Below are 26,312 nucleotides of genomic sequence, written 5' to 3' on the forward strand. Positions count from 1 at the left end.
CATGAACATCTCACGCCCTTTCATCGAACGCCCCGTTGCCACCACCTTGATCATGATTGCGGTACTGCTGATGGGGTTGCTGGGTTATCACTTGCTCTCGATCTCGGCGTTGCCCGAGGTTGATTACCCGACCATTCAGGTGTTCACCCAATACACCGGGGCCAGCCCGGAAGTGGTCAGTTCCTCGATCACCGCACCCCTGGAGCGTCAACTCGGTGAGATGCCGGGCCTGAAGTCGATGAACTCGACCAGCTCCGACGGCGCCTCAGTGATCACCCTGCAATTCGATTTGTCGTTGTCGCTGGATATCGCCGAGCAAGAGGTGCAGGCGGCGATCAATGCCGCCGGCACTTTCCTGCCGAGCAATCTGCCGTACCCCCCGGTCTACAGCAAGGTCAATCCGGCGGACGCACCGGTTCTGACGTTATCGCTGACGTCCGATGTATTACCGCTGACCAAGATCGAAGACTTGGCCGATACCCGTCTGGCGCAGAAGATTTCGCAGATTGCCGGCGTGGGGCTGGTGACCATCAGTGGCGGCCAGCGCCCTGCGGTGCGCATCGAGGCCAATACCTCGGCGCTCAATAACCTCGGTCTGTCACTCGAAGACCTGCGTACATCGTTGGGTAATGCCAACGTGAACCAGGCCAAGGGCAACATCGATGGCAAGTTCCAGGCGTATTCGATTGGCGCCAACGACCAGTTGCAGTCTGCCGAGGAGTATCGCGATCTCGTGATCGCCTACAAGAACGGCGCGCCGATTCGTCTGGCGCAAATTGCCACGTCCATCCAGGGGGCAGAGAACCCCCGTCAGGCGGCCTGGACCAACAGCACGCCGTCGATTCTGCTGAACATCCAGCGCCAGCCCGGTGCCAACGTGATCGACGTTGTTGACCGGGTTCAGCAGTTGCTGCCCAAGCTACGCGCCAGTCTGCCCGCGACGCTCAAGGTCAGTGTCTTGACCGACCGGACCCAAACCATCCGGGCGTCGGTCACTGATGTGCAATACGAACTGGGCGTCGCGGTGCTGCTGGTAGTGATCGTGATTTTCATCTTCCTGCGCAACTTCGCGGCGACGATCATCCCGGCAGTGACGGTGCCACTGACCTTGGTCGGTACCTTGGCGGTGGCGTACGTATTGGGCTTTTCCCTGAACAACCTGACCTTGATGGCACTGACCATCGCCATCGGTTTTGTGGTCGATGACGCCATTGTGATGATCGAGAACATCACCCGCTATATCGAGGCCGGTGACACCCCGCTTGAAGCGGCGCTCAAAGGTTCGGAGCAGATCGGCTTCACCATTATTTCGCTGTCGATCGCCTTGATCGCCGTGATGATTCCGCTGCTGTTCATGGGTGATGTGGTGGGTCGGCTGTTTCGTGAATTTGCGATGACCGTGGCGGTGACCATCGTGATTTCTGCGCTGATCTCCCTGACCCTGACGCCGATGATGTGTGCAAGGATGCTCAAGGCCAAGCATGAAGAGCGTCGCGACGACTTCTTTGACCGGATCAACGGCTACTACGTGCGCGGCCTCGATTGGGTGCTGGCGCATCGCACCCTGACGTTGATCTCAATAGCGCTGACGGCACTGCTGACCCTGCTGATCATCGTGATCATGCCCAAGGGCTTTTTCCCTGAGCAGGATACCGGGCTGATTCAGGGCATTTCCCAGACCTCTCCGACCATTTCCTTTCAGCAGATGGTGATCCAGCAGCAGCGGCTGGCCGAGCGCGTTTTGCATGATCCTGCGGTCGCCAGCCTGTCCTCGTTCGTCGGCATCGACCAGACCAACCCGACCATCAATCAGGGCAACCTGCTGATCAACCTCAAGGACCGTGGGCAGCGCGACAGCAGTGCGGTGGTGATCCGGCGGTTGTCCGATGCCAATGCGGGTGACGCCGGTATTCGTCTGTACCTGCATGCGGTGCAGGATTTGACCCTGGACGCTACGGTGTCGACCACCAGCTACCGGCTCGGGTTGCAGGCGACTGACCCCGAACTCCTGGAACTATGGACCGGCAAGCTCCTGGCTGCGATCAAGAAGGACCCCATGTTCACCGATGTGCAAAGTCAGGCGTTGCAGTTCGGCAATCAGATCCAGCTGAACTTCGACCGCGCCACCGCTTCGCGACTGGGTGTCACGCCGCAGGCCATCGACGATGTGTTGTACGACGCGTTCGGCCAGCGGCAGGTGTCGACCATCTACACCCAGCTCAATCAGTATCACGTGGTCATGGCCACCGACCACCCGCCGCGTAACCTCGGCAACTTGTTGACCGGTTTGTACGTGACCACGGGCACTGGCGGGGTGGCGCCGCTGTCGAGCATGGCCACCCAGCAAGTGGTCCGCACTCCGATCACCATCAACCGATTGGGGCAGTTTCCCTACGCCGACGTGTCGTTCAACCTGGCACCCGGCCAGACGTTGGGCGCGGCGTTGACGCGGCTCAAGGACATTCAAACCACCGTCGGTCTGCCATTGAGCGTGCAGGCCTCGCTCGAAGGTGCGGCGGCGACTTTCCAGTCGTCATTGTCGAACCAGGTGTATCTGGTGGTGGCAGCGATTGTGGTGGTGTACCTGATGCTGGGGATCCTCTACGAAAGCTTCGTACACCCGGTGACGATTCTCTCGACCCTATTGTCGGCGGCACTCGGTGCGTTGCTGGCGCTGCTGATTACCGGAACCCAGTTCGACATCATCGGCCTGATCGGCATCGTATTGCTGATCGGGATCGTGATGAAAAACGGGATCATGATGGTCGACTTCGCCCTCGAATTGGAACGAAAGGGCGGGTTAGGCCCGGTAGAGGCGATTCGACAGGCTGCGGAACTGCGCTTTCGGCCGATCCTGATGACCAGCATGGCCTCACTGTTCGGCGCGGTGCCGCTGGCGTTGGGTACCGGTATCGGTTCCGAACTGCGCCATCCGTTGGGGATCGCGATCATCGGTGGTCTGTTGCTGAGCCAGTTGCTGACGTTGTTTTCCACGCCGGTGATTTTTCTCGCCATGCATGAGCTGGAGCGTCGATTCACTGGTCGCCGCGCTGACGCCAATGGGTCTCGCACCGACGCCATGGGTCCTGGCTTTGAAGCGGCGGACGAGCCGCAATGAACCTCAGCGCGCCGTTTATCCACCGCCCTATCGCCACCACCTTGCTGGCGGTGGGGCTGGCGTTGTTTGGCGTGCTGGCGTTCATGTTGTTGCCGGTGGCGCCGTTGCCCGAGGTGGACTTTCCGTCCATTAGCGTGCGTGCTTCGTTGCCCGGTGCCGCCCCGAGCACCGTGGCCACTTCGGTGGCGACCCCGCTGGAACGCCAGTTCGGGCAGATTGCCGGGGTCACCCAGATGACCTCCGTCAGCACCTTGGGCTCGACCCGGATCACCCTGCAGTTCGACTTGAATCGTGACATCGATGGCGCTGCTCGCGATGTCCAGGCGGCGATCAATGCGGCACGGACCAACCTGCCCAGCGACTTGGCGGGTAACCCGACCTACCGCAAGGTCAACCCGGCCGATTCGCCGATCATGATTATCAGCCTGACGTCAGAGACCGCCACGCCTGGGCAAATGTACGACGTGGCCTCGACCTTGCTGGAGCAAAAGCTGCTACAGACAACGGGCATCGGTGACGTCACGGTGGGCGGCGGCGCGTTGCCGGCGGTGCGCATCGAACTGAACCCGGATCGGCTCAACCATTACGGGGTCAGCCTGGAACAAGTGCGGGGGGTAGTCGCCGCCTCTAACGCCAATTTGCCCAAGGGTGCGGTGGCCGTGGGTGATCAGTCGTTCGGCATTAACGCCAACGACATGCTCTTCAGCATGCACGACTACGAACCGCTGGTGGTGAAGCAGAGCAACGGCGATCTGGTACACATCGCTGACCTGGGTTATGTGCGTGAAGACGTCGAAGACCTGCGTAACTTCGGGCTGTCCAACGGCAAGCCGGGGGTGTTGCTGGTGGTATTCAAGCAGCCGGGGGCCAACGTGATCGAGGCGGTGGATGCAGTGAAGGCTGAACTGCCGTTTCTGCAAAACTCGATTCCCGCGACGATCAAAATCAAGCTGTTGATGGACCGCACCACCACCATTCGCGCCTCGTTGCATGATGTAGAACTGTCGCTGATAGCGTCGATCCTGCTGGTCACCCTGGTGACCTTCCTGTTCTTTCGTGACTGGCGCAGCACCGTGATTCCGGCCGTGGTGGTGCCGCTGTCGTTGTTGGGGACGTTCGGCGCGATGTACTTCCTCGGCTATAGCCTCAATAACCTGTCGTTGATGGCGCTGACGATCTCCACCGGTTTTGTCGTCGACGACGCCATCGTGGTGGTCGAGAACATCATGCGCCATCTGGAGAGGGGCGAATCGCGAGTACAGGCCGCGCTGGCGGGTGCGCGCGAAGTAGGATTTACCGTGCTGACCATCAGCGTTTCGCTGGTCGCGGTGTTCATCCCGCTGCTGTTGATGGGCGGCATCGTCGGGCGCTTGTTTCGCGAGTTTTCGATTTCGCTGTCGGTGGCGATCGTGATTTCCATGCTGGTGTCCTTGACGGTGACACCGATGCTGGCCAGCGTTCTGTTGCGCCCTCCGTCGGAGATTGTGAAGGACGAAGAGCATCCCGACTCGATCTTCCATCGATTTTACGACCGAACCCTGGGCTGGGTGATCGAGCACTCACTGCTCATGGGCTTTACCACGGTGTTGATTATCATTTTGGCGGGGGTACTGTTTGTGCTGGTGCCCAAGGGTTTCTTTCCCCAGGAAGACACCGGGCGCTTGCAGGGCAGCATCGTTGCTGCGCAGGGTATTTCATACGCCGAGATGCAAAAATCCTTTCAGGCGATCAACGAGAAAGTCACGCATAACCCTAACGTCGCCACCGTGGGTGGTTTTGTCGGCGGTGGCGGCGGCGGAGGGGGCGCAGTCAACAGTGCGCAGTTGTTCGTCACTCTCAAACCGCCGGGGGAACGCACGGACAGCGCCGATCAGGTTATCGCGCAGATTCGCCGGACACTGGGCAGCATGCCGGGCACACGCCTGTATTTGCAGTCGGCCCAGGACATCACGGTAGGCGGGCGCCAGAGTGGCGCGCAATATCAGTACACCATGACCGCCGATGATCAGGATATGCTGGATCTCTGGGTGCCCAAGGTGGTGGAGGCGCTGCATAAGTTGCCGCAACTGACCGACCTCAATACCGATCAGCAGGACAACAGCTTGCTGGCTAATCTCAAGATCAATCGCGACGCAGCGGCCAGGCTGGGCGTTGATATTTCGGCGGTCGATCAGACCTTGTACGACGCGTTCGGTCAGCGCCAGGTGTCGACCATCTACCGTTCCGCCAACCAATACCACGTGGTGATGGAGATCGCGCCACCGTACTGGCACGACCCCGAGTCGCTCAAGGCAATCTACGTCCCGGTCGGCACAGTGGCTGCGCCTAAGGGGAAGGGGAGCAGTCCGGCGCCGACGCTGTCGCCAACGGCCAACCCGAAACTGGTCCCACTGTCGGCGATTGCCAACTATGAAGTCGACCGGACGGCGATCTCCATCAGCCATCAGGGCACTTTCCCGGCCGTGACGGCGTCGTTCAACCTCGCGCCCGGCACCTCCATTGGTCAAGCCACGGCGCTGGTAGACAATGCGGTGGCGCAGTTGCGGATGCCGGCCAGCGTGGTGGGCCAGTTCGCCGGCACCGCCCAAGTGTTCCAGAGTTCGGTGGCCAGTGAACCGTTGTTGATTGTCGCGGCGTTTCTGTCGGTGTACATCGTGCTGGGCATCCTCTACGAGAATTTGATGCACCCGCTGACCATTCTTTCGACCCTGCCTTCCGCTGGCGTTGGCGCGTTGATCGCGTTGCTGCTGACCGGCACTGAGCTGTCGATCATTGCGCTGGTTGGGGTCATTCTGTTGATTGGCATCGTGAAGAAGAACGCGATCATGATGATCGACTTCGCGATCACTGAAAGAAAAGAACGGGGCGCCAGCGCGCAGGACGCGATTCGTCGCGCCTGCCTGATCCGCTTCCGGCCGATCATGATGACCACCATGGCGGCCATTCTGGGTGCGTTGCCACTGGTGTTGGGCAGCGGTTATGGCTCGGAACTGCGCCGACCGCTGGGTATTTCGATCATCGGCGGCCTACTGTTCAGTCAGATGCTGACGCTGTACACCACGCCGGTGATTTACCTTTGGCTCGACCGGGCGTCCCAGCGCTTGGGTCGACGCAGCAAGGAGACATAAATGCTGATCTTCGAATGTCATAGAGGACTGCGGCTCTGGACGCCCTTGGCACTGGCGATCAGCCTGACGCTCGGCGGCTGCATGGTCGGCCCTGATTATCAGAAGCCTGCGATTGAGTTGCCGATGTCATTCAAGGAAGGCGCGCAATGGCAGCGTGCCGCCGCCAATCCACAAGGTGCGCTGGACAGCCAGTGGTGGCTGGACTATCACGATGCGACCCTGAATGACCTGATTGCACGTTCGGCCAGGGCCAACCAGTCGATCATTGGCGCTGAAGCGGCCTATCGCCTGGCACAGGCACAAGTCGCGTCGAGTCGCGCCAGCCTGTGGCCGACAGTGGGTGTCGGGTTGTCCGGTTCACGCGGCTCCAGGTCCAGCTCCAGCTCGGGTTTAGGAACCAGCACGGGCACGGTCACGTCCGGCAGTGGGTCGAGCAGTGCTACGGGCGGTGTCGTGCAGAGTGTAAGCGCCACGTTGAGTGCCAGTTGGGAACCCGACTTGTGGGGGGCAGTACGGCGCGGGATCGAGTCGAGCAGTGCTTCGGCGCAGGCCTCCGACGCGCTGCTCGCTGGCGTGCGCCTGTCGATCAGTGCCAGCGTGGCCACCAACTATTTCGGCGTGCGCCAACTGGATATCGACGTACGGCTGCTGGAGCAACAACAACGCATCAATCAGCGACTTCTCGACATGATTCAGGTCGAGTTCGTGCAGGGCACAGCGTCCAACGACCAGCTCCTGATTGCGCAGGATCAGCTGACCACAGTAGTTGCGGCCTTGCAGACCTCGCAACGCTCGCGTGAGCAATTTGAACACGCACTGGCGGTGTTGGTGGGTGTGTCACCTACAGAGTTCACCCTCGCGCCCGTTGCAGACTTCACCTTCGCAATGCCAAGACCGCCGCTGAGCTTGCCATCGACGCTGTTACAACGTCGGCCCGATGTGGTGGCCGCCGAACGTGCCGCCGCAGCCGCCAACGCACGGATCGGCGTCGCCAAGGCAGTGTTCTTCCCCACCCTGGACCTGAGTGCCCAGCTCGGTTATCGCAGCAGTGCCTTGGGCGGCTTATTCTCCCTGCCGAATCGAATCTGGACCCTGGGCCCTGCACTGGCCGAGACGATTTTCGACGGGGGTGCGCGCGAGGCTGCCGTACAACAGGCTCGGGCCAGCTACGACCAGGATGCGGCCAGCTACAGAGGCACGGTACTGGGCGCCTTGCAGAACGTTGAGGACAACCTGTCCGCAATCAATCACCTGCAACAACAGGCCGATGCTTTCCAGCAGATCTACCAGCGCAATCAGCAATTATTCGGCAGCCAAGAGGCCCAGCAAAAGGCCGGCACCGTCAGCGAGCAAGGGGTGCTGACCCAACAACTGATCTTGCTCCAGACCGAGCAGAACCTGCGCGATACCCAGGGGCTACTCAGCCAGGGCAGCGTAGCGCTGATACAAAGCCTGGGCGGTGGCTGGCAGCAGAATGAAAAGACCGTGTCCGAACAATGAGGCCGCGCCCCACGCGGGCGCGCGGATTGAAACCTCTCTTTTAAATGATTATTTTCTGACGTAGTAGATCAACTGTGGGAGCAGGCTTGCCTGCGAATCGGTCCGGGGTCGCGTCCGACCGTAGCAGTCGCAAAATGGCCGAATTCACCACCGCATGAAGGTCCTCCGGCCCTTTTTTGCAGGTATTTGGTTCACTCTGAATGCCCGTGGGAGCAGGCTTGCAACTACGCGTCCCGCCGCGAAAGCGTTGGATCAGGCTCAAATATTCTGCAAGTCATGACGCTCTTCTTTACACGACGGGCCTCTTCGCAGGCAAGCCTGCTCCCACAGTTGATCTCCTATCAAAAAATCTGTAACTAATTGAAAGATAAATAAAATTTTAAGATAAACGCTGATCCCTAATGAAATGGTTACCCCCGCCTACCCAGTGAACGCTCACTAAGCTTTCACTGGGTATCTATCGGAGACCATTTTCATGAAACCCGCAGCGATCGTCAGCATTGACTTGGGAAAGCAGAGTTTTCACGTGGTTGCTCACGACAACGAGGGACATGAGCTTCATCGCAAAAAGCTCAGCCGCGCGGCCTATCCCAAATATTTTGCCAATCTTCCACCTTGCACTGTCGCGATGGAAGCGTGCGGCGGGGCTCACTTCATGGCTCGGGAGATGATCAGGTTTGGGCATGAACCCAAGCTGATTGCGGCCCAGCATGTGCGCCCTTACGTCAAAAGTAACAAAAACGATTTCGCCGATGCCGAAGGCATTTGCGAAGCCGCCACTCGGCCCAGCATGCGATTTGTGGCACCCAAGTCCGAAGCGCAGCAAGCTCTGGCCATGCTCAATTCAGTGCGCGACTCTTTCATCAAAGACCGTACAGCCACCGTCAACTGTATCCACGCCGCGCTTCTGGAAGTTGGTATCGGCTTGACTCCAAGTTTCAAAGCCATCAGGGAATTACCCGTTTTACTCGAAACCTGCGCCTTCTCACCGCTGATCAAAACGGTGTTGATGGACCTGCATAGCCACTTCACTTACCTGGACCAAAAGGTCAAGGCGATGGACCGTCAAGTCGAATGCCAGGCCGCCGAAGATGATCTGGCCCGCCGTTTGATGACGATTCCATGCATCGGTCCGATCACCTCCAGCGTCCTGGCTGCCGAGTTGGGCAGCGGCCTTCAGTTCAAGTGTGGGCGTGACTATGCGGCCTCGATAGGGCTTGTCCCCAAGCAGCACACCACCGGAGGCAAGGCGGTGCTGCTAGGCATCAGCAAGCGCGGCGATAGAAATCAGAGGCGTCTGTTGATCCAGTGTGCTCGGATCTACTTGATAACGCTGGATCGACAGACGGGCCCACTGGCGGATTGGGTCCGCCAACTGCTGAGCCGACATCATTCAAATAAGGTGGTTTGCGCCTTGGCCAACAAAATGGCACGTATCGCTTGGGCGATTGCCGCAAACCACAGTGAATTCGATGCAGGGCCAAGCGCTATGGCCGCCTGACCCTGCTGTCACCCAAGCACCACCCACCTGGTTTTGCCCTAATGAGGACCGTCGGGCGCGATTTTCATCGAGGCGCAGGCATATACCCAGACGCTGGATAGATGAACGCAAGCCTTCCATTCATCGAATTCAGTATTGCAGAAAAGGGGGTAACCATAGATGGAGCTGACTTGTCTGCGAATCGGTCCGGGGTCGCGCCCGACCGCAGCAGTCGTAAAATGGCTGACTTCACCACCGCATGAAGGTCCTCCGGCCCTTTTCGCAGACAAGTCAGCTTCCACAGTAGGTGTGCATTCACCTCGAAGTCTGAGCTGGCTTCAATCCTGTGGAAGCGAAGGCGGTCGATCAGAACATTACTTTGACCAACAGGCTGGCGGTGTTCTGGTCGGTATCGAAATCGGTGCTGCTTTCGATCCCGTATTTGTTTTTCCAGTAGTCGTACTCGACACCGACATAGAGCTGCTTCTCACCCATGTTCATCGCCTTGCCCAGGTCGTATTTGATCTGCGGGTTGAAGTGCAGGTTGGCGTGGTAGGTGCCTTGCGCGGTTTTGTCGTTGCTCACCACCCAGTCCATGTAACCATCGATCAGGATGTCCGAGCCGCGCACGGGGATGGTGTAAGACCAGACGGGCGTGATCTGCCACACGTTATTGCCCGGGCGATCGTCGTTGGGATGGCGCTGGTAGAAGTTCAGCTGGAAGTAGTCGAAACCGGGGATCGCCAGGTCGAAGCCTGGACCGATCAGGTAAGACTTGACGTCGCCCTTGCCGAACTCATAAGTCAACGCCAGCAGCACATCTTTGACCGGGCCGAATTCGAACTTGCGATCAAAAATTTTGCCCATCGAGAGGCGGGGGCTGAACTCACCGTAAACGCCGTACTTACCGTTTTGGGGGTCCCCCTTGCCGCTGTAGTAGGTGTTGTCGACAAACAGAAAGTTGTCGCCGTACTTCCAGCTATCGGCATGCTCGAAGGTGATGGTCTGTTGTGTTTCAGGGTTGACGGTGTAGTTCTGGCCATACAGATACGTGAGGCTGTTGCTCTGCCATTGCACAAGGTCGCCGGCTAGGGTCTGGTCGGCTGCCAGTAGGCTGCCAACAACGATCAGGCTGGAAAAAAAACGGGTCATGCGGGTTGCTCCCAGGGGTAAGTGGCTCGGTTTTTTACGCGCAGCGCTCTGTAGTGGCGCCTTGTTTTGGTGCTTTAAAGTTGCCTGTTTGATCAGTTTTTATAGGTGTGCAAGCACTGGGCCAAGGCCTTGGAAAAAGGCGAAAAAGCCCCGCCGACCGCACTGAAAACAGTCGGTTAGGGTGATTTTCTGGCATGACTCATCGATCTGCTGGTGGATGGAATATCTGTCCATCCAGTCAGCTATGTTCAGGCAGGTTTTTTTGCCCCTGATTTGAGCGGCGGCGGAGAATATGGGTTCAGGTCGCGCCGCTCAAGTGTCCTGGGTCAATCGATCAGTGCAGGTGCGCGGGCTTGGTCATGGCCCGGCGCTCGGCGCCACCCAATACGTTGAACAACACGTTCAACAGCACTGCACTGAGCGTGGCCAGGGCGATGCCGCTGTGGGTGATCGGCCCCATCCATAACGGCAGGTGGGCGAAGAACTCCGGACGTACCACCGGGATCAAGCCCATGCCAATGCTGACCGCCACCAGTAACTGGTTGCGACGGTCACCGATATCGGCTTCCTGCAAGATCTTGATCCCGGTCGCGGCAACCATGCCGAACATGGCGACAGCGGCGCCGCCCAGGACAGCTGGCGGGATTGAGGCAACCAGAAAGGCCGCTTTGGGCAGCAGGCTCAAACTGATCAGAAAGCCGCCCGCGACCACCGTGACGTAACGGCAGCGCACGCCAGTCATCTGCACGAGGCCGATGTTCTGGGCGAAGGACGAGTGGGTGAAGGTGTTGAGAAAACCGGCGAGGAGGGAGGCCGCCGCGTCGCACAAAAGGCCGCGCCGTAGCATGCCCGGCGTGACTTCGCGGTCGGTGATTTTGCCCAGCGCGAGGAACATGCCGGTGGACTCGACGAAGATGATCACCACCACCAGGCACATGGACAGAATGGGCGCGAGGTGGAATTGCGGCATACCGAAGTGCAGTGGCGTGACCACCCTGACCCACGGTGCTTGAGCCAGGCCGCTGAGGTCGACCATGCCGATCAGGCCTGACAGGAGGTAACCCAGGCCCATGCCGATCAGCACCGAGATATTGACCCAGAAGCCACGCATGAAACGGTTGATCAGCAGAATGGTCACCAGCACCAGTGCGGCCACTGCCAGGTAGATTGGATCACCGAAACTCACGGCCTTGCTGCCGCCACCGGCCCAGTTCACAGCGACCGGGAATAGCGACAAACCGATGGAGGTGATCACCGTGCCGGTCACCAGGGGCGGAAAGAAACGCACGATTTTCGACATGAACGGCGCAATCAGCATCCCGAAAAAACCAGCGGCGATGGTCGCACCGAAGATCCCGGTCAAACCGACGCCAGGCATTCCGGCCATCGCCACCATGCTGCCGACGGCGGCAAAGCTGGCGCCCATCATGATTGGCATGCGAATGCCCAAAGGGCCGACGCCCAGCGATTGCACGACCGTGGCAATACCCGCGACCAGCAGGTCGGCGTTGATCAAAAAGGCGATTTCTTCGCGGGACAATCCCGCAGCCTGGCCGATAATTAGCGGCACCGCGACGGCACCGCCGTACATCAGCAAGACGTGTTGCAGGCCTACCAGAATCATTTGCAGCAATGGCAATGGCAGGGGCTGGCGTGGCGGCGCAGCGGGAATGCGCGCTTGATTTGACTCGGACATGCAACACCTCGGATTTTGTTTTTATTGTGGTGTGGCCAGTCAGGCTGACCTGAATCTCTCAAAACTGCTTCGCAGGCAAGCCTGCTCCCACAGGGGTACGCGCCATCTGTGGGAGCAGGCTTGCCTGCGAATGGCTTTACTCAGTTGGTCTGCGCCCCCTTGTCGATCCACGCGCCGATCAGGTCACGTTCCTGTTGGGTCATCTGGGTGATATTACCCAGCGGCATGATCTGCGAAATCACGGCCTGGGCCTGGATACGCGGGGCCAGTTGCTGGATTTGCTGCGGGGTATCGAACATCACGCCGGCGGGCGCCACGCTGAACAGCGGGCTGGTCGGCTTGGCCGAATGGCACACGGCGCAACGTTCCTGGATCACGCTGTGAACCTTGCTGAACTCGACGCCGGCGCGTGCTGCAGAGGCTTCCTCGGTCGATAGCTGCGAAGGGCCCGTGACATACGCCAGGCAGATCATGCCCAACGCAGCAACGGGCAGGGTCCAGGCAAATTTGTGGCTGTTGTGGCGGGTGTTGAAGTAATGGCGAACCAGAACGGCCAGTACCGCTATCCCGGCGAGGATCAGCCAGTTGTATTGGCTGCCGTAAGTGCTCGGGAAGTGGTTGCTGATCATGATGAACAGCACGGGCAGGGTGAAGTAGTTGTTGTGCCGGGAACGCAGCAAACCTTTGGCGGGCAGGCTGGGGTCTGGCGTGCGGTTTTCGGCGATGGCGGCCACCAATGCGCGCTGGGCGGGCATGATGATGCGGAACACGTTACCGACCATGATCGTGCCGATGATGGCGCCCACATGCAGGTACGCGCCGCGACCGCTGAACACTTTGCTGAAGCCGAACGCGGCGCCAATCAGCAGCACGAACAGGATCAGGCCGAGCAGGGCGGGGCGCTTGCCCAGTGGCGAGTCGCACAGTACGTCATAGATGAACCAGCCAGCGATCAGCGAACCGATCCCGATGGCGATGCCTTCAAGGCCCGAAAGACTGCTGCCAGGGGCGAGCAAATAAAGCGTCGGGTTGGAGTAGAACACCACGCACAGCAGCGCGACGCCGGACATCCAGGTGAAATAGGCCTCCCATTTGAACCAGTGCAGGTTGTCGGGCATGGTGGGGGGGGCGAGTTTGTATTTTTCCAGGTGGTAGATGCCGCCACCATGGATGGCCCATAAATCGCCAGCCAGGCCCTCACGCGGGTTGACCCGGTTGAGGTTGTTTTCCAGCCAGACGAAATAAAACGAGGCCCCGATCCAGGCCACACCGGTAATCATATGAACCCAGCGCACGCTTAGGTTCAGCCATTCCATCAGATGTGCTTCCACAGTATTGACCTCTTGCCTGTCACCACTTACGGGCGCTCAGACCTTTCTTGTTGGTGGGGGTCGAGGAACAGACACTGGTCCTCATCGAAAAAATGCTCATCGCAGTTATTGCCAGTTCCACTGCGATCAACCACCAGGAAATCATCCCGCTTTTCGATCGTCAGCACCGGGTGGTGCCAAACGCCGCGATGGTAATTAATGCCCTGCCTGCCATTGCTGACGAAGGCGCGGACCAACTCTGATTCAGGTTCATCGCCAAGGGGCGCGACCACGATCAGAAAGGGGTTGCCGAGCAGCGGTATGAACGCCTGACTGCCCAGCGGATGTCGTTCCAGCATGCGCACGGTCAGTGGCATCTGCAGCGCCTCGGCGCGGAAGATGCTGATGATCGCCTTGTCATCCGGCGTGGCGGTTTCAACCTCGGCCAGACGATGAAAACGCATGGTCGAGCCGTTGTTGATCATGAAGTGCACGCTGCCATCGGTTTCAATCACGTCACCGAAGGGGGCGAACGCTTCTTTGGTCAGGGGCTCGATCATTAGTGTTCGCATTTGGATTCTTCTGTCTTCAAATTCGATGTCGTCGGTTCAATCGATTCGCAGCGGGACGCGTAGTTGCAAGCCTGCTCCCACAGTGTATGCATTCCCCTGTGGGAGCAGGCTTGCCTGCGAAAAGGTCCACGCTATTTCGCGACTTTACCCAGTACACGAAGGCGACTCACGCCCCCATCCGGGAATACGTTCAACCGGATGTGGGTAATCGGGCCCAAGGCTTTGATTTGCTCGGCGAACGTGTGTTCGGCGTGCATTTCCAGTTTCTGGGCTGGCAGCAGTTCGCGCCAGAACAAGCTCTGGGTTTCGATCTGGTTGTCCGTGCCGCCTTTGACGAACGCGGCCTGAATCGAACAGGTGTCCGGGTAGTTGCCCTTGAAGTGCAAGGTGTCGACGATGACTTTTTCGATCTCGCCGGCATGACCCAGCGCGACGATCACCCAGTCATTGCCTGGCGTACGGCGACGCGCGGTTTCCCAGCCGTCGCCCATGTTGATCCCACGGCCTGGGTTCAGGATGTTGCTCATGCGGCCGAAGTGTTCGTCGGAGCAGGCCAGCGCCCGGCCGCCATTGAGTGCGGCAGCGAGGTCGAGTTGTTCGTTATCACCCACCGCCGACCAATCGCGGAATGGCACGCCGTACACACGCAGACGTGCAACGCCGCCGTCGGGGTAGATGTTGAAGCGCAAGTGGCTGAACGCCTGATCATTGCTGATCTCGTGGAAGTGGTGGCTATTACCTTGCAACTCGACGGCTGACAGCACTTCAGTCCACGGGGTGTTTTCGTCCGGCTCGCCAGTGGTCAGGAAGCACGCTTCCAACGAGGCCGAGGGCGGAAAGTTGCCGGTGAAGAATGAGGTGTCGATGTCCACACCCTTGATCGAGCCAGGCACGCCCAGGCGGATCACGGCACTGTCATACCCTTCGAAGCGCTTGCGGCGGGACTCCCAGCCGTCCATCCACTTGCCGTTGTCATCGAACACGCCCTCTTTCCAGACGGCCGGGGTCGGCTGGAACAGGCGGTTGGCGTCGGCGAACCAGTCATCGGTAACCGAGATGATTTTGGTGCCCAGACGGGCATCGGCCAGGTTGACGAACTTCTCGAACGGTGCGGCGTAAGCTTTCATTGTTCTTGTCTGCCTTTGCAAAAATTGGCGTGGGATAGGGCGATTACAGGTGCTGCAAGCGGAACATCGCGATCGTGTTGATTTCCGCCAGCGCGCAGGCGAACTCGGTGTCGACCGGGTTATGAATGCGCGTTTCGAAAGCGGCGAGGATCTGATGCCGGTCACTGCCTTTCACCGCCATGATGAAGGGGAACGCGAACGTGGCCTTGTAGGCGTCGTTCAGCTCGGTGAAGCGCTGAAACTCTTCGGCCGTGCATTGGTGGATACCGGCGCCTGCTTGCTCGTGCGTGCTGGCTTCGGTCAGTTGGCCTTGCACGGCGGCTTTGCCGGCAAGGTCCGGGTGGGCGTTGATCAAGGCCAGTTGCCGGGCATGATCAGCGCTCAACAGGATGTCGCTCATACGGGCATGCAGGGTTTCGATCTGGTCCAGGTCTGTGCCTTGGCCCAGGTCGTAGGCCTGCTCGGCTACCCAGGGTGAATGCTCGTAGATGTCAGCGAAGGCGGCGACGAACGCTTCACGGCTCAAGGACGATGGCGTGAGTGTCTGAAAGCGGCTCATAGCGTGTTCTCGGCTTTCTGATAAGGATGTTCGGTGTGCCAGTGCCGGGCGATATCGACGCGACGGCTGAACCAGACCTGCTCGTGCCCTTTGGCGTACTCGATAAAGCGCTTGAGCGCCGCCAGCCGCGCCGGGCGCCCGATCAGCCGACAGTGCAGGCCGATAGAGAGCATTTTTGGCGCCTCGGTACCTTCGGCGTACAACACGTCGAATGCATCCTTGAGGTACTGGAAAAACTGATCGCCATTGTTGAAGCCCTGGGCCTGGGTGAAGCGCATGTCGTTGGTGTCCAGGGTGTAAGGAATCACCAGGTGCGGCTTGCCGGTGGGGTTGTTCGGTTCCCAGTAGGGCAGGTCGTCGTCATAGGTATCGGAGTCGTAGAGAAAGCCGCCTTCCTCCATCACCAGGCGACGGGTATTGGGCCCGGTACGGCCTGTGTACCAGCCCAGCGGGCGTTCGCCGGTGATCTCGGTGAGGATGCGAATCGCCTCAAGCATGTGTTCGCGCTCTTGGGCCTCATCCATGTACTGGTAGTCGATCCAGCGGTAACCGTGGCTGCAGATTTCGTGACCGGCCGCGACCATGGTACGGATCACTTCCGGGTAACGCTGCGCGGCCATGGCCACGGCAAAAACCGTCAGCGGGATATCGAATGCCTTGAACAGCTTGAGCACGCGCCATACGCCGGCACGGCTGCCGTATTCGTAGAGCGATTCCATGCTCATGTTGCGCTCGCCCTGCAGTGGTTGGGCGGACACCATCTCTGACAGGAACGATTCGGATTCTTTATCGCCGTGCAGAATATTGCGCTCGCCGCCTTCTTCGTAATTGAGCACGAAAGACAACGCGATACGGGCATTTCCCGGCCAGTGGGGATGGGGCGGGTTGCTGCCGTATCCGATCAGGTCCCGTGGGTAGTCAGCGCTCACTGCGGTCTTCCTTATGTGCGTGTTGTCGGTGGCCGAGGTTGCCGGGTCAATCCAGGCTGGCACCACCGCGATGGATAGATTGTATACAACTTTGTAATCATCTTGTAAGCCTGTTTTTCGCATTTTTCAGAAAATAGTGCCTGCAAGAAACCTGCCTGAGTGATCAGCTTATAACCGTAAGAGGGCTTAATCAGCTGATTTATAGACGAAACAGGCGTCTTCCCGCGTCGTTCGCCGAATGGCGCTGAAAGGCGATATTTATTGTGTACAATATTCTCAATAAGTGTCTTAATTGCTAATCGCCGCTCGTGACCCTGGCACCATAAGGGTGCGGCCTGATCTTTCAACTGACTGTGCGAGGTGCTGACAAGCAATGGGACGATTGACGACGCATGTATTGGATGCCGCACACGGCTGCCCTGGTAGCGCCATCAAGGTCGAGCTGTATCGGGTGGAAGGTGAACGCCTGGAGCGGGTTGCCAGTGCGGTGACCAACGCCGATGGCCGCTGCGATGGGCCTTTGCTACAGGGCGATGATTACCGTTCGGGTGTCTACCAATTGCAATTCCATGCAGGTGACTACTACCGGGCACGGGGTGTGGACTTGCCTGATCAGCCCTTCCTTGACGTGGTGGTGTTGCGGTTCGGCATCGATGCCGCGCAGGACCACTACCACGTGCCACTGTTGATTTCGCCTTACAGTTACTCGACGTATCGCGGCAGCTAGTCGCTGCCGGAAAGCCCACTTCGTTACCTCTTGCCCGCCCACACTGCGGGCTTTTTTTTGGCTGAAAATCGTCTATGTGATCGTTGACACTTGGCTATCGCGATTCGACGTCAGGTTTAAAGATGTTATGAAGTATAGATATAACGACTGTTATTTCTGCCAGTTATGTTTTTATTTTAGGCGGATTATCTTGGATAGAAGGCGCTGCAACGCGTGTGGACGCTGTTGCAGAGTGGGCGAAACTTGGACGCGAGGGGGATAAAATGGATATCAGTGAATTGGAAATTTCAAACGACGTCATCGTGGCATTTAATAAAATAAAATCAGGTGACCTTCGATTCGCCATTTTCAATGTGACAGAGAGCGATAGCGCTGTCGTGCTGGATCGCACAGGGGGGCGAGAAAGTAGCTATAACTCTTTTGTGCGTGAGCTCCCTGCAGGTGAGCCGCGCTTTGCTGTTTTTGATTATGAATATGTACAGGGTGACAAAAAAGCCACAAGTGAACTGGTTTTAATTTGTTATATACCTGATACCGCACGTATCAAATCAAAGATGATTTATAGTTCCAGTAGAGAGGCGCTTAAAAAATCACTGACAGGTATACCTGTTGAGATACAGGCTACTGACTTTAGCGACTTAGATGAGGACAGTATTCTGGAAAAACTCTTAAGAAAAATATAACCGAGGCGTCCTCTTACCGCTGCCCGACATATCGCGGCAATGGGTCACTGCCGGGTAGCTCGCCTTGTCACCTCTTGCCCGCTCACGTTGTGGGCTTTTTTTCGTCCAGAAAAAACAGGTGGCCGATATTTATGTAGTCATTGCGATCAGACGGGCTTGGGCACACTTCCGGGTCTAATCAACTCCGGATGAATCCATGACCTCCACGACGCTAGCCCCCGCAGACCTCCTGACACAAGAGAACGAAGACATTCCGTCTGTCGATGCTTTGCTGTACCGCCGGATTGTATCGTTTGGCAGCTTGCCACCTGCGCGTTTCGTCGCCTTGTGCGAAGAGAAAGTCGCGCTGTCTGGCAACAGGATTCAGATATGGATCGGGGAGGAGGGCGAACGCGTGAAGCCTCTGGCCGAGTACCGCCGTTGTCATGCTGCATTGCACACCGCCGCGGAGGCGATGCGGGCCATTATCGGCAAGCTGAGCGCCGACAACGCTCAGCTTCTGAATGAAAACAAGGCCAAGCTGATCGAGTATCGTGAACAAGCCCTGCTCAGTGAAGCGCAGCTTCAGGCCTATGAGGGTTCGATCAGCGCTGTCGAATTGACGCGAATCCAGCAAGCGGTCGGCGCGCTTGACCCTCTTGCCGATTCAGTGCGGGTGACTGACCTGTGCATCGCTGTCGGCGAAACGGTTCATGCGCTGAGCGGCGTCCTGATTTTCACTACGCAACAGGCCCTCGATACGCCTGACTCCGAAGAATCCGCGCTGTTATTCATGCCGGGGAAAGGCGGTGGACTACAGAAGTTCTCATCGTTGCAGACGCTCAAAGATGACGTGCAGTTCACCTTGCAATCGGGTCTGGATACGCCGTTCTGGCGGCACCTATCCGGCCCGTCGCGAAGTGCGGCAATGGACGTGGCCAAGACCGGCCCTCTGGAGCTGATCACCCGTGTCACCGCTGCGCCGGCCTTGACCCATAGCGTGCACGTGCAGATTGAAAGCCTTGAAGCAGCCACTCGCGCGGCCACCGATGGCCAGCGATTTTTTGATGACGCCAGCAGCGAGGATGCCACGCTGAGACGTTTGTACCTGGAGTTGGCTGACAACCTGCAAGTCCATCGCAACGACGCGCGGGATCAGGCCATCGACCGTGTCGCCGAGCAGCAGCGCACAAGCGGATTGGTCGAGCAGATGCCGCAATGGCTGCTGCACGCCCCTGTCGATATTCGCCGTGAGTATGGCCAGCGATTGAGCGCATACCATGCAGCGGCGGCCTTGCTGGAACGCCAGCTGGACGCGGTGTTGCCGTCATTCGAAGCATTTACCCGCCAGACGCTCGCAGCTCGGATCAAGGACGATCTGAGCATTGATGTTGACACCGATCAGGTCTTTATCAACCTGCCCGAAAGCGCGACTCGGGACCTCGATATCGATCCGCAGCACGGCATGCTTCGTCATGGTAATCGGTGGAGTGCAGGTACTGAGCGGGTGCGGTTCTCCCTGGCTGAATTGGCGCGCAATAACATCGACCCCAAGGACGAAGAGATGACGGCGCGGCTGACCTTCGCCCGGATCGATTTGCCTGTCGGTGACGTTGAAACGGCGGCTGGCCTGACGGTCGATTACATCAGCCGAATCATTCCTCTGGTCAATATTGCGGCTCAGTACCGGGCGTTGTTGGGCAACGTGTTCCAGACGCGTTCGGCGACGTCGCCGCTGATTGCGCCCGACGTACTGCTCAAACCCTATGAACTGGAAATTCTGCTGGAAGGCTTTGCTGCCGTGCAAGGCAAGCGCTTGAGCGCTCATGGCTACCGTGTGCTTGAGTGGGCCGTGCAGGCACGTTCCAACGCTGATTTGCGCACAGCCCAACTGCGAATGAGCTGGATCGTTTTAAATCCGGGTCATGCGGTAAGCGGTGAAACCAAAAGCGCGACGCTTTCAGGTCTCTGCGTTATCCACCACGAGACGACAGGAACCACATTGGTCTATTTGCCCCAAGCGCCCACTGGCGTTTCGCTGATAGAGGCCGGGAGTCTGCGAGAAGCCAAGGAGCGGCTGATTAACAGGCTCATCAATAATCCGTCGCTGATCGAGTACCTGGTTTCGCGCACTGGCGAAGAGGGCAGTCAAGTGGCCCATACGCGTTATATCGAGCAGGCGCTGATAAGCAAGTTCGACGGTTTTATCACCTTCACTCCCGCCCTTTTTCTAAAAATAGCGGCTCAGCAGGTGGATGCGCGTGCCTGGCTGAACCATGCACATATCAAGCGCGAAGCGCGTAGCAACGCTGACATCAGCAGTGGACACGACCTGCGTAAAAGCCAGAAGTACATGGCGTACCTCAAGGCAATCCTGTCGTTCCTGCCCGGTGTGGGGACCGTGTTCAGCGTGCATGACGGCTGGAATGACGGCCACTCCGCTGTTGCAGCCTTCAGTGAGGGCAGAAAGTTCGAGGGCGAGGTGCTGACGGCAAGCGCATCCCTGAGCGTTCTGGACATCCTGCTCTCAGTGGTGCCCGGTGTCGCCACGGTTGCCGCCTTCGCCAAGGTCGCCCGCCGCGCGACAAAATTGCGCCAGGCGACCCGGTTGGCGGGCACGCTGCCCTCGGTCACACGCAAGCGCTACGTGCTCACGTCATTCAAAGGGTATGAGGCCGACGTTTCACTGGTCGGTGCGAGTAAGCAAAACGGGGTCAATGCGGGCACGGTGTTGAAAGACGGGCAACTATGGATTCAACGGCAAGGCAAGTTGTACAAGGTCTATAGGCGCAAAGGCGAGCAGTCACTTCGTCTGCAAAAGACGGCGGGTCAGGGGTATGAGCCACCGGTGCGTCTCGACTCGCAGGGAGACTGGGTTTATCACATGGACGTCGGCCTCAAGGGCGGTGTGAAATCGAGTATTGCCGAGACCTTGATCAGTGATGCCCATCCCGATGGCAACTTCACGCGCAAGCAGGCGCGCGAGTTGCTTGATCAGTTTGCGTTTCCTGTCGATCAACAACGTCGGCTTGAGTTGGACATGGCTGTGCATTACCAAAGCCACAGAGCAGTCCCAGGCTGGGCAGAGGCCCATCGACGCCAACCACCAGGTGAGTCGGGCGGGACGGTCGCGCCCCAGCCCATTCCCGTTGCCAACAAACGCAAGCAACCAGCGCCCTCAACCAGCGAAACCAATCGCCAGCCGCCGCAGCCGGTTCCGGGTACCAGTGGGAGCATCGCCGTGCCAGCAGACCATTGGAAAGGCTGGGGGCAGAAGCTGGACGAGCTGACTGTTCTGGAGCCCATCGGGCAACAGCCGCCGATCTTCCGAGTGGCCGGTGCGCCTGAGCGCGAAGTTGTTGTCATGGGCAGCGAATATTTCGACATCCTGCCTGCCGGTTCGACACAAAACCCGAGCATCGTCTTCCTGCGCAACCCGGCAGCGGGGACCTCCAGCGGCAGCTTCGCAGAACTGAACGAAGTCATCAGGATCAACCCGTTTGATCAACCCTTGATGGCTTCTTTCAAGGTGGGCCAATGGACCGTTCATGGGCCTTTGTTTTCGAAAAAAATCCAGCACCTGATTGCTGACATTCGCCCGGCGTTCACTCCCATATCGCAACGAGTACTGGCGGAGAAGCTTTACGAGTTGGCCGACGGCACAGGCCGGACCATGACCGCCACCCGCTTGATGAATATGAAAGCCACGCTCAATGCCTGGAGAAAGGGGCGCGCGGCGCCACTGGCAAAGCTCAACGATCCGCTGACCATGCTGGAGGGGGCCAGGCCTACAGGTATCGGCTATCAAAGCATAAACACCAGCTATGAAAGTTCGCTCGACACCTTTCATCGGCTGGACTTCCTGCCCGGGGATCCGTCAGACGTGGCAAAACTTAGAGGGGGGGTGGATACGATGAGTGCTCAGGAACTGAGCGAGTTGATGACGCGCCAGTTGACATCAAACGGTTATGAATTATTGCCCGATGGGCTCTTGATGCACTACTCGCACACGTTGACGTTTCACCGGCCCGGGTTGGATCAGCTTTACATGATGAGTGTGCGGCGGATCCATGGCCGTCAGGTGATACAGACGGTGCAGCCTCTGTCGTCTGGGTTTCCGCTGTCCAACCTGTGGCTCGATGGTTTCCTGAGTCGTTATGCCGGCACACCGATCGCTGCAAGGATCGCTGCTGCGAGGGGGCAGGGAAACCTGATCAGGCTGGTTGGCGGGACAAACACCACCAGGGTGTCAGGTGTTGGAACGCAGCTCTTTGTCATCAGGGTTGCTGACGACATCTGACGTCGGCTGACTTTCAAAATCATCAAGTTCAGTTTTTGTGGGAGCAGGCTTGCCTGCGAATGGCCTGATGCAACGTGTCAGTCATGCTGCTTTCGCAGCGGGACACGTAGTTGCAAGCCTGCTCCCACAACAGAGCTGTGTTCGGTCTTACAGGAAAATGAACTTGGCGATAAAAATCGCGCACAACACATACAGGCTGACCGAGATGTCCTTGTGCTTCCCGGTGCCGACTTTGAGCACAACGTAGGTAATAAAGCCCAGCGCGATGCCATCAGCCACCGAGAAGGTCAGCGGCATCATGATCACCGTGACAATCGCCGGAATGCTGTCGGTGGCGTCATCCCAGTTGATATGGGCCATGCCGCCCATCATCAACATGGCAACGTAGATCAGTGCACCGGCTGTGGCGTAAGCGGGGATCATGCCGGCCAGCGGTGCGAAGAACATCGCCACGATAAACAGCACGCCAACGGTCACTGCGGTCAGCCCGGTACGCCCACCCGCCGCAACACCTGCCGCACTTTCCACATAGCTGGTCACCGGTGGCACGCCAACCATGGCGCCGAACACACTGGACGCGCTATCGGCTTTCAAGGCCTTGGACAGGTTTTCGATTTTGCCGTCGGCTTTCACCAGCCCGGCCCGTTGCGCCACCCCCATCAAGGTCCCGGCGGTGTCGAACATGTGCACGAACAGGAACGCCAATACCACGCTGATCATGCTGACGTTGAACACGCCCTTGATGTCCATGGCCATCCAGGTCGGTGCCAGGCTTGGCGGCGTGGAGAAAATGCCGTTGTATTGCACCAGGCCCAGACCCCAGCCAGCCAATGTCACGGTGATGATGCTGATCAGAATCGCCCCGAACACCCGGTGATAGCTCAGCACGGCAATCATCAGGAAGCAGATGGAGGCCAGCAGTGGCCCCGGTTCGCGCAACGAACCGAGCTTGATCAGGGTGGAGGGGCTTGCGACCACGATGCCCGCGGTCTTCAAACCGATAATCCCGAGAAATAGCCCGACCCCGGCACCCATGGCGAAGCGCAGGCCCACCGGGATGCTGTTGAGCAGCCACTCTCGGATGCGAGACAGCGTCAGTACCATGAAGATCAGCCCGGAAATGAACACCGCGCCCAGCGCAGTTTGCCAGCTGTAACCCATGGTGCCGACCACGGTGTACGTGAAGAACGCGTTCAGGCCCATACCTGGGGCCAGCCCCACCGGCCAGTTGGCGTAAAGGCCCATCAACAGGCAACCGAGCGCTGCAGCGATGCAGGTGGCGACGAAGGCCGCACCGTGATCAATGCCCGCGTCGGCCATGATGTTTGGGTTGACGAAAATGATGTACGCCATGGTGATGAACGTAGTCAGGCCCGCCAACAGTTCGGTTCTGACGGTCGTGCCATGCAGGCTCAGCTTGAAGACTCGTTCAAGCAGACCACTTCGCGGCGGCGTGAGATCCAGTGTCGTTGCTTCGGATTTGCGACTTTCCACAGCGGTACTCCTCAAGACTTTTATTGTTTTTTCCCGCACCGACGTCGGCGCAGTGAGGCGGTGCGGCTTCCCTTGGGTTCAGCCTGTCTAATTTTTTGACCAGTAAGTCAGGAACCCGCACGAAACGGATTATGCTTTTGTATACAAAAAAAGCAAATAATGTTTTTTGCATTGTTCGGTTGTTTATAAAGATTGTGTGCATAACGCACCAAGGCAGGGCGAATGATTGTCCCTCTGCACGTCTGTAATGCGTTGTGTACAATGTGCCAGTGCTTTTACGGTGACTTTTGCGCAATACTTGCCATCGACCTACTGTCCGGTATTACAGTCACGGATATACCGCCGGAATCACTTCCACTCGAGTGCCCATGAACGAACAGTTGCAGCCCCTCAAGAAACAGCCGCGAACCGTCAAGTCCGGCCGTGTCGGCACGCAGGACGATATTGTCTACGCGCATATTTTCGAGGCGATTCTCGAACAGCGTCTGGCGCCCGGTACGAAACTGAGCGAGGAAGCTCTGGGGGAGATTTTCGGGGTCAGTCGCACGATTATTCGCCGTGCCTTGTCACGCCTGGCCCATGAAGGCGTCGTGTTGTTGCGGCCCAACCGTGGCGCAGTGGTCGCCAGCCCGAGTGTCGAGGAGGCCCGACAGGTGTTTTTTGCCCGGCGCATGGTGGAAAAAGCCATTACCGAACTGGCCGTCGAACACGCAACACCTGAGCAGCTTGCCCAATTACGGCAAATGGTCAGCGATGAGCGCGACAGTTTTTCCCGTGGGGACAGGGGGGCAGGGATTCGCTTGTCGGGCGAGTTTCACCTCAAGCTGGCAGTGGCTGCGAAGAATGCGCCGCTGATCAGCTTCCAGCGCAGCCTCGTTTCGCAGACATCGTTGATCATCGCCCAGTACGAAAGCGGCAACCGCTCGCACTGCTCCTACGATGAACACACCCAATTGATCGATGCCATCGAAGCGCGCAACACCGAGCTGGCCGTGAGCCTGATGATGCATCACATGGACCACATCGACAGCAAGCTCAACCTTGAGGAAGACAGCGCTTCAGATGACCTGCACGCGGTGTTTTCGCACCTGATGCACACCAAGAAAAAACCGGGGCGCAGTCCGGCGGTTTAAACCGCGAGACCGCATCGACCCTTTCGCGAATGAATTCGCTCCCACGGGGTTGGTGATCTGTTGGAGCGAATTCATTCGCGAAGGCGGCCTTATCAGCGACGATGCACCAACTGCCCCGCTGAGTACGTCTCCAGCACCGTCCGGTCATCCCCAAGCGTGGTCAGTACAAACAACGTCTCTTCGATGCTCTTGGTCTGTTTCAGGCGATAGGAGAGCAGCGGGGTGGCGTTGTAGTCGAGGACCAGGAAGTCAGCCTCATTGCCAGGGTGCAAGCTGCCAATTTTGTCTTCCAGGCGCAGTGCTCGAGCGCCGCCCAATGTTGCCAGGTACAGTGACTTGAACGGGCTCAGCTTCGCCCCCTGTAACTGCATCACTTTGTACGCTTCGTTCAGTGTTCTCAGGATCGAGAAGCTGGTGCCAGCGCCGACGTCAGTGCCCAGGCCAATATTGAGTTTGTGCTTCTCGGCCATCGGCAGATTGAACAGGCCGCTGCCCAAAAACAGATTTGACGTCGGGCAGAACGCCACGGCCGAGCCGGTCTCTGCCAACCGCTGACATTCGTCGTCACACAGGTGCACGCCGTGGGCGAATACCGAGCGCTCGCCGAGCAGGTTGAAGTGGTCGTAAACGTCCAGATAACCGCTGCGTTCCGGAAACAGCGCTTTGACCCATTCGATTTCTTGCAGGTTCTCACTGATGTGGGTTTGCATGTACACGTCAGGGTATTCACTGAGCAACTGCCCGGCCAACGTCAGCTGTTCCGGGGTGCTGGTCGGGGCGAAACGTGGGGTCACCGCGTAGTGCAAGCGACCTTTGCCATGCCAGCGCTCGATCAGCGCCTTGCTGTCGACGTAGCTCGATTCAGCCGTGTCGGTCAGGTAGTCCGGCGCGTTGCGGTCCATCATCACCTTACCGGCGATCATGCGCAGGTTGAGCTTCTCGGCTGCGGTGAAAAACGCTTCCACCGACGCCTTATGCACACTGCCGAACACCAACGCTGTGGTCGTACCATTGCGCAGTAATTCCTTGAGGAAAATATCCGAGACTTCAGCGCAATGGGACGGGTCAGCGAACTGTTTTTCGCACGGAAAAGTGTAGGTGTTCAGCCAATCCAGCAATTGCTCGCCATAGGAACCGACCATGCCGGTTTGTGGCAAATGGATGTGCGTGTCGATGAAGCCGGGAGTGATCAGCGCGTCAGGGTATTCGGTAATCTCGACATCGGCACCGAGCTGGCCCAGCAGGTCCGCAGCATGCCCAAGGGCGATAATCTTGCCATCTTCCACCACCAGCAAACCATCTTCGAAATACTCGTAAGACGCTTCGACCACCACCTCGGCGGGGTCGGCGATGCTGTGCAGGATGGCGGCGCGGTAGGCTTTCGTGGTGGTGTGGCTACCGGTTTTTGCAGAAACAGATGTCATA

At 58.4% G+C, this 26,312-nt stretch carries 17 protein-coding genes; 8 read left to right on the forward strand and 9 right to left on the reverse strand.

Going from position 1 to position 26,312, the window contains the following annotated elements; all coding sequences use genetic code 11:
* Window position 1 precedes the first annotated feature (1 nt).
* From AC1ME2_RS22870 to AC1ME2_RS22885, 4 genes are all read left to right on the forward strand, one after another.
* Window positions 2-3,118 (forward strand): efflux RND transporter permease subunit, encoded by a 3,117-nt coding sequence (locus AC1ME2_RS22870; protein ID WP_480437008.1) that lies wholly within the window; start codon window positions 2-4, stop codon window positions 3,116-3,118.
* Complete coding sequence (locus tag AC1ME2_RS22875; RefSeq protein WP_480437009.1) at window positions 3,115-6,246, forward strand: efflux RND transporter permease subunit; 3,132 nt, start codon at window positions 3,115-3,117, stop codon at window positions 6,244-6,246. Before AC1ME2_RS22870 ends, AC1ME2_RS22875 begins: the two co-directional genes overlap by 4 nt.
* Window positions 6,247-7,746 (forward strand): efflux transporter outer membrane subunit, encoded by a 1,500-nt coding sequence (locus tag AC1ME2_RS22880; RefSeq protein ID WP_480437010.1) that lies wholly within the window; start codon window positions 6,247-6,249, stop codon window positions 7,744-7,746.
* Between the two features lie 475 nt (window positions 7,747-8,221).
* Window positions 8,222-9,247, forward strand: coding sequence for an IS110 family RNA-guided transposase (locus AC1ME2_RS22885; RefSeq protein WP_480437011.1), 1,026 nt, complete (start codon window positions 8,222-8,224; stop codon window positions 9,245-9,247).
* Between the two features lie 345 nt (window positions 9,248-9,592).
* Here AC1ME2_RS22885 and AC1ME2_RS22890 read toward each other — a convergent pair whose 3' ends face one another.
* From AC1ME2_RS22890 to puuE, 7 genes are all read right to left on the reverse strand, one after another.
* On the reverse strand, window positions 9,593-10,378 hold the full coding sequence (locus AC1ME2_RS22890; protein WP_480437013.1) for an outer membrane protein OmpK: 786 nt from the start codon (window positions 10,376-10,378) through the stop codon (window positions 9,593-9,595).
* A 334-nt stretch (window positions 10,379-10,712) separates the two neighbouring features.
* A complete protein-coding gene (locus tag AC1ME2_RS22895) occupies window positions 10,713-12,074 on the reverse strand; it encodes a nucleobase:cation symporter-2 family protein (protein WP_480437014.1) in 1,362 nt (453 codons plus the stop codon).
* Between the two features lie 140 nt (window positions 12,075-12,214).
* Entirely contained in the window at window positions 12,215-13,405 is a 1,191-nt protein-coding gene (locus AC1ME2_RS22900; RefSeq protein ID WP_480437016.1) for a urate hydroxylase PuuD, read from the reverse strand.
* A gap of 26 nt (window positions 13,406-13,431) precedes the next feature.
* On the reverse strand, window positions 13,432-13,956 hold the full coding sequence (locus AC1ME2_RS22905; RefSeq protein WP_480437017.1) for an ureidoglycolate lyase: 525 nt from the start codon (window positions 13,954-13,956) through the stop codon (window positions 13,432-13,434).
* Window positions 13,957-14,087: 131 nt separating this feature from the next.
* Window positions 14,088-15,083, reverse strand: a complete 996-nt coding sequence (gene alc / locus AC1ME2_RS22910) for an allantoicase (RefSeq protein ID WP_480437020.1) — start codon at window positions 15,081-15,083, stop codon at window positions 14,088-14,090.
* A gap of 43 nt (window positions 15,084-15,126) precedes the next feature.
* Window positions 15,127-15,642: a 2-oxo-4-hydroxy-4-carboxy-5-ureidoimidazoline decarboxylase gene (gene uraD, locus AC1ME2_RS22915; RefSeq protein ID WP_480437021.1), complete on the reverse strand. Its 516-nt coding sequence runs from the start codon at window positions 15,640-15,642 to the stop codon at window positions 15,127-15,129.
* Window positions 15,639-16,571, reverse strand: a complete 933-nt coding sequence (gene puuE / locus AC1ME2_RS22920) for an allantoinase PuuE (RefSeq protein ID WP_480437023.1) — start codon at window positions 16,569-16,571, stop codon at window positions 15,639-15,641. Before puuE ends, uraD begins: the two co-directional genes overlap by 4 nt.
* Before the next feature lie 373 nt (window positions 16,572-16,944).
* Here puuE and uraH point away from each other — a divergent pair, with 373 nt between their 5' ends.
* The 3 genes from uraH (at window position 16,945) to AC1ME2_RS22935 (ending at window position 22,260) form a co-directional block, all read left to right on the forward strand.
* Complete coding sequence (uraH, locus tag AC1ME2_RS22925; protein ID WP_480437026.1) at window positions 16,945-17,298, forward strand: hydroxyisourate hydrolase; 354 nt, start codon at window positions 16,945-16,947, stop codon at window positions 17,296-17,298.
* A 215-nt stretch (window positions 17,299-17,513) separates the two neighbouring features.
* Window positions 17,514-17,981, forward strand: a complete 468-nt coding sequence (locus tag AC1ME2_RS22930; protein WP_480437028.1) for an actin-binding ADF family protein — start codon at window positions 17,514-17,516, stop codon at window positions 17,979-17,981.
* 196 nt (window positions 17,982-18,177) lie between these two features.
* Window positions 18,178-22,260, forward strand: coding sequence for a dermonecrotic toxin domain-containing protein (locus AC1ME2_RS22935; protein ID WP_480437030.1), 4,083 nt, complete (start codon window positions 18,178-18,180; stop codon window positions 22,258-22,260).
* Window positions 22,261-22,407: 147 nt separating this feature from the next.
* Here the strand turns inward: AC1ME2_RS22935 and AC1ME2_RS22940 are convergent, their stop codons facing one another.
* A complete protein-coding gene (locus AC1ME2_RS22940; RefSeq protein ID WP_480437031.1) occupies window positions 22,408-23,754 on the reverse strand; it encodes an NCS2 family permease in 1,347 nt (448 codons plus the stop codon).
* 368 nt (window positions 23,755-24,122) lie between these two features.
* On the opposite strand from AC1ME2_RS22940, the gene AC1ME2_RS22945 reads away from it, so the two are divergent.
* Entirely contained in the window at window positions 24,123-24,887 is a 765-nt protein-coding gene (locus AC1ME2_RS22945) for a GntR family transcriptional regulator (RefSeq protein ID WP_480437033.1), read from the forward strand.
* 92 nt (window positions 24,888-24,979) lie between these two features.
* On the opposite strand, the gene guaD is transcribed toward AC1ME2_RS22945, so the two are convergent.
* Window positions 24,980-26,311: a guanine deaminase gene (guaD, locus tag AC1ME2_RS22950; protein ID WP_480437034.1), complete on the reverse strand. Its 1,332-nt coding sequence runs from the start codon at window positions 26,309-26,311 to the stop codon at window positions 24,980-24,982.
* Window position 26,312 lies beyond the last annotated feature (1 nt).

It is taken from the genome of Pseudomonas sp. ASL9 (assembly GCF_056680335.1).

Coding starts and splice junctions, on each gene's coding strand:
- AC1ME2_RS22880 (WP_480437010.1), top strand. CDS start 6,247: ATGCTGATCTTCGAATGTCATAGAGGACTGCGGCTCTGGACGCCCTTG.
- AC1ME2_RS22905 (WP_480437017.1), bottom strand. CDS start 13,956: ATGCGAACACTAATGATCGAGCCCCTGACCAAAGAAGCGTTCGCCCCC.
- AC1ME2_RS22885 (WP_480437011.1), top strand. CDS start 8,222: ATGAAACCCGCAGCGATCGTCAGCATTGACTTGGGAAAGCAGAGTTTT.
- guaD (WP_480437034.1), bottom strand. CDS start 26,311: ATGACATCTGTTTCTGCAAAAACCGGTAGCCACACCACCACGAAAGCC.
- alc (WP_480437020.1), bottom strand. CDS start 15,083: ATGAAAGCTTACGCCGCACCGTTCGAGAAGTTCGTCAACCTGGCCGAT.
- AC1ME2_RS22890 (WP_480437013.1), bottom strand. CDS start 10,378: ATGACCCGTTTTTTTTCCAGCCTGATCGTTGTTGGCAGCCTACTGGCA.
- AC1ME2_RS22875 (WP_480437009.1), top strand. CDS start 3,115: ATGAACCTCAGCGCGCCGTTTATCCACCGCCCTATCGCCACCACCTTG.
- AC1ME2_RS22870 (WP_480437008.1), top strand. CDS start 2: ATGAACATCTCACGCCCTTTCATCGAACGCCCCGTTGCCACCACCTTG.
- uraH (WP_480437026.1), top strand. CDS start 16,945: ATGGGACGATTGACGACGCATGTATTGGATGCCGCACACGGCTGCCCT.
- AC1ME2_RS22935 (WP_480437030.1), top strand. CDS start 18,178: ATGACCTCCACGACGCTAGCCCCCGCAGACCTCCTGACACAAGAGAAC.
- AC1ME2_RS22895 (WP_480437014.1), bottom strand. CDS start 12,074: ATGTCCGAGTCAAATCAAGCGCGCATTCCCGCTGCGCCGCCACGCCAG.
- AC1ME2_RS22945 (WP_480437033.1), top strand. CDS start 24,123: ATGAACGAACAGTTGCAGCCCCTCAAGAAACAGCCGCGAACCGTCAAG.
- uraD (WP_480437021.1), bottom strand. CDS start 15,642: ATGAGCCGCTTTCAGACACTCACGCCATCGTCCTTGAGCCGTGAAGCG.